The sequence below is a fragment of the Collinsella sp. CLA-ER-H2 genome, assembly GCF_040092405.1.
Lineage (GTDB): Bacteria > Actinomycetota > Coriobacteriia > Coriobacteriales > Coriobacteriaceae > Collinsella.
This window is the reverse complement of sequence record NZ_JBBNLO010000055.1, coordinates 1-4166: the sequence shown is the minus strand read 5'-3', so window position 1 is coordinate 4166 and position 4166 is coordinate 1. Positions and strand designations below refer to the sequence as shown.

3 protein-coding genes are annotated in these 4166 nt (G+C 50.4%); all 3 read left to right on the top strand.

The genetic code is table 11. The features are described from left to right. Positions 1-81: 81 nt before the first annotated feature. From AAAX59_RS09575 to AAAX59_RS09565, 3 genes are read left to right on the top strand one after another with little or no spacing between them, the layout of a single operon-like run. Positions 82-1137: an IS1595 family transposase gene (locus tag AAAX59_RS09575; RefSeq protein ID WP_349071586.1), complete on the top strand. Its 1056-nt coding sequence runs from the start codon at positions 82-84 to the stop codon at positions 1135-1137. A gap of 48 nt (positions 1138-1185) precedes the next feature. Beyond that, entirely contained in the window at positions 1186-1365 is a 180-nt protein-coding gene (locus AAAX59_RS09570; RefSeq protein WP_114513758.1) for a type II toxin-antitoxin system RelB/DinJ family antitoxin, read from the top strand. Beyond that, positions 1358-4075 (top strand): N-6 DNA methylase, encoded by a 2718-nt coding sequence (locus AAAX59_RS09565; RefSeq protein ID WP_349071585.1) that lies wholly within the window; start codon positions 1358-1360, stop codon positions 4073-4075. Before AAAX59_RS09570 ends, AAAX59_RS09565 begins: the two co-directional genes overlap by 8 nt. Positions 4076-4166: the final 91 nt, after the last annotated feature.

Sequence of the window (4166 nt, the reverse complement as noted above, 5' to 3'; positions counted from 1 at the left end):
TGGCTCTGTTAGACCAGAATTGACATATAGGTGATGCCACCGTGGTATAATGAAACCAGCAACCACGGCATTGGAGCAGGTATGAACGCCGAGGATCTGGTCATCACCCTCAAGAAGAATATGGCGAAGCTCAGCAAGTCCGAGCGGCGCCGTGCAATCGAGTCGGTACGCGATATCATCCGTGCCGCCATGTTCGACGATGCAGCAGGAAGCGGCTACGCGATGGAGCGCTGCCCACGTTGCGGCTCGGTCGCTATCGTCAAGAAGGGCAAGTCCAGGAACGGTGAGCAGCGCTACCTCTGCCGCGACTGCGGCAGGACGTTCTCAGGCTCCACCGACCGGATTCTCGGCACGAGCAAACTGCCCCGCGAGACCTGGATGGCCTATGCCGAGTGTTTCGTCCTCATGCTCCCGCTGCGCGAGTGTGCCGGCCGCTGCGGCGTCTGCCTCAAGACCGCCTATACCATGCGCCACAGGCTCATCGAGTGCCTGAAGGGGTATTCTCCCGAGTTCCGCGTCGGGCAGGGGCAGGCCTGCGAACTCGACGAGACGTACTTCCCCGAATCCTTCAAGGGCAACCATTCAAAGGGCTCCTTCACCCTGCCGAGAAAGGCACGCCACCGCGGCAAACAGGTCCACAAGCGCGGCCTCTCTCGCGAGCAGATCTGCGTCATGACGGGCATCAGCGACACGAATGCCACCTTCTTCGAGGTCTCGGGGCGAGGCGTGGTCTCGCGCAAGCGTGCGGCGGAAGCCCTTCGCGACCGTATTGGCGCGGGCGCGGTCGTCGCTACGGACAAGGCGACCGCATACATCGATGTATTGTGCGACTTGAAGGTCGCCTCGCATGAGTCCTATGATTCCAGAGACCGCTCGGAGGGCACCATCAACCGCATCAACACCGTCCATTCGCTCCTCGACTCGTTCATGGCGCGTTTCAAGGGCGTGTCCACCAAACACCTCGGTGCCTATCTCGACTGGTTCCGCTGGTGCCGCACCTTCATGGCGACCGACTCCCGCAGCGCGGAGTCCACGGTCGCACGTCAGCTCGCCAACGGCACCTGCGCGATCCGCATCCGTGACATGTTCAACGTCCTGCCGCCCTATATGGACTACTGGGTCTCGCGGGCGGCATAGTCCGCTAAAATGGTGGCACCGTGGTATACACGAGAGATAGGAGCCGCCATGCCGTCGAACATACCCGCAACCACCATCAGGATCGAGCCGGAGGTGAAGAGGGAGGCGTCCGCCATCCTCGACGAGCTCGGCCTCTCCATGTCCACGGCGATGAATATGTTTCTCCGCGCGGTGATTCGCGAGGGCGGCATGCCGTTTGAGATGAAGGTAAATAAACCGAATGAATAATAAGGCGAAAAAAGCAATCTGCAGAAAAGAAGATTTGGGAAATGAAGCATCTGTAGAGCAGTTTTTTGTAGACAGGCTTCTCAAGCGCTTGGGTTGGGCAGACAGTCAAATAAAAACAAAGGAAAGCATTTCGGAACTCAGCGTAAACTTGGGCCGAAAAAAGATGCCTTATAAACCCGACTACGCTCTTTCGTATAGAAGAAAGGTGCGTTTTGTCATTGATGCCAAATCCACAAAGGAAAACCTAGATTCTTGGGTCGGACAATGCTCCAGCTATTGTCTTCTAATCAACCAGGGCTATAAAGACAATCCAGTCCAATACTTCGTTCTAACGAACGGTTTGAAAACTATGCTGTACAGATGGGATAGCGCAAAGCCCATTCTCACATTATCTCTATCTGATATGAATAATGGCTCCAAAGCCTTCGACACCTTAGCCGAATACCTGTCACCGCGTTCTTTTAACGCGACACATCCTGCTGGGCTCTCGAGCGAAATAGAGGAAGAGCGCATCGTCCTGAAGCAAATCGGACCTTCTGCGGTAAATAAACTATTCGGAAGCGCACATTCCTATATCTATAAGCACGAACATCTCAGTTACGGAGCCGCTTTCACTGAATTCGTGAAAGTGATTTTCCTAAAAATGACCTCCGATAAAGAAGCGCATGAATGTGACGAAGGATACGAAACGGATGAAGGCTATTCTGTACCGGTTTCACGAGCCAAATTTTCATCACAATGGATAAAAAAGGCCGAGGAAACGACTCCGAATCCCGTCAATACGATTCTTTTCGCTAAGTTGGTAAAGAACTTCGAGGATCTGATCGCTCAAAAAAAGAAGAAACGCATTTTTGAACCTAACGAGAAGATACGGTTGTCCGCCGGAACAATCAAAGAACTTGTTAAGCGATTTGAAGAAGTTGATCTCCATCTCATTGAAGACGACCTCAATGGCCGCATGTTCGAAACGTTTCTGAACGCAACTTTAAGAGGCAAGTCACTTGGGCAGTATTTTACGCCGAGAAGCATTGTTGATATCGCCGTTGGCCTTTCAGACCTGCATGTCGGAAGAAACGTCTCTGATTGCTCACAAATTATTGATGCATGCTGCGGCTCTGGCGGGTTCCTTATCGGAGCTCTAAATGGTATGTGGGGAAAAGTCGATTCCAACGCCTCTCTTTCTATGAAGGAGAAGCAGGAAATCAAGAAAAACATTGCTGAAAATTGCATATGGGGCATCGATGCAGCTAGGGACCCAGCTTTAGCACGCATTGCTCGTATGAATATGTTTCTTCATGGAGACGGTGGAAGCAAAATATTCCAGCTAGATTCCCTAGATAAGAATATCACCGTAGAAGAAGACGCCGATTCGCTTGAACTTAGAAGCGAGAAAAAGGAATTTCGAGATGCGATCTCTGGCCGTAACGGCTATTTCGATTTGGCGCTAACTAATCCACCGTTTGCTGCGGAGTATAAATGCTCCGAACCGTCTGACCTAGCCCTCCTCAAAGACTACTCCATCGCTCATCGCCCAGATGGAAATGGAATCTCGAGCTTGCGCGGAACTGTGCGTTCAAGCGTTCTATTCATTGAGCGCTACTACGATATTCTAAAACCTGGCGGTTCTTTAATTACCGTACTAGATGATGGAATACTTGGAGGTGAAGACACTTCTTACGTTAGGGACTGGATTAGAAGTCATTTCATCGTCAGGGCTGTTATATCGCTTCCAGGCGACGCATTCCAGCGCTCTCAGGCAAGAGTCAAGACGTCACTGCTCTTCTTGCAGAAGAAGATAGAAGCCGCCCAAGAGCAGCCTCGAATCTATATGCGGTACTGCTCGTATGTGGGGCTAGATAGTCCCAACAGAGAGCGAGTTCTTCCGTCTGATGCGATTACGGCGCAAAAGGCGAAAGAGGAAATCACTGATATCGTTAATGGATATAAAGCATTTTTAGATGGTGATCCTGAAATTGCTCGACTTTATTCAGTCGATCCAAAACGCATAGAAAACCGGATGGATGTTAAAGCGACTCTTCTCGTCGCGGGCAGAAACGTCGAAAAATGGAGCGAACGGGGTTTTAAGGTCCGCGCCGCCAAAGACATTGCTGAACCCATCTGGGCTTCTGGTGCCGCCTGTGAGGACCGAGTTGGTGACCTCTTTTATACCAGAGGGGATAACAAGAGGAAGAAAGTTACCTTCGCAGTGGTTAAGTATGACGGAACGATTGCTGCGGGTGATGAATCTTACGCAGAGGATGTTAGCTATGAGTCGCTATTTAAGCTAAAGAAGGACGATATCGTTCTAAGTAATATCAACGCTGTTAATGGCGCTGTTGCCGTTGTTGATTCGAAAACAGCTGGTTTATACGTATCTTCTGAATATACCGTTATCCAGCCAAAAGACCCGTTGACCGTTTATGCGCTATGGTCGCTAATCAGATCTGATACCGCCCGTTCAGATCTGATATTGCTTTCCACGGGTATTGGAAGGACGCGAATTTCTTGGGATATCCTTAGCGAGCTAAAGCTACCAGTTCCAAAACTAGAATCGATGCAAGTTATTCAAGAAAGAATGGAAGAGCTAGCTGAAACCCGAAAGAAAGCGGCGGCGCTTCTTGAAGAGGTCAGCCAACTGGTTAACATTGATATCTGTAATTCAGATGAGCGTGCTTTATCAGTTTTGACCGCATTCAAACCTCCAAAATAGACTAATGCCCGGGAGCAAATTCAAATTGCCCCCGGGCATTATCGTCCCAAATCGGAAAAATGCTATATGTCAATTTTGGTCTAACAGAGCC

What these genes read in the sequence shown, in the direction of transcription:
- AAAX59_RS09575 (WP_349071586.1), top strand. Translation starts at nt 82, where the DNA reads ATGAACGCCGAGGATCTGGTCATCACCCTCAAGAAGAATATGGCGAAG.
- AAAX59_RS09570 (WP_114513758.1), top strand. Translation starts at nt 1,186, where the DNA reads ATGCCGTCGAACATACCCGCAACCACCATCAGGATCGAGCCGGAGGTG.
- AAAX59_RS09565 (WP_349071585.1), top strand. Translation starts at nt 1,358, where the DNA reads ATGAATAATAAGGCGAAAAAAGCAATCTGCAGAAAAGAAGATTTGGGA.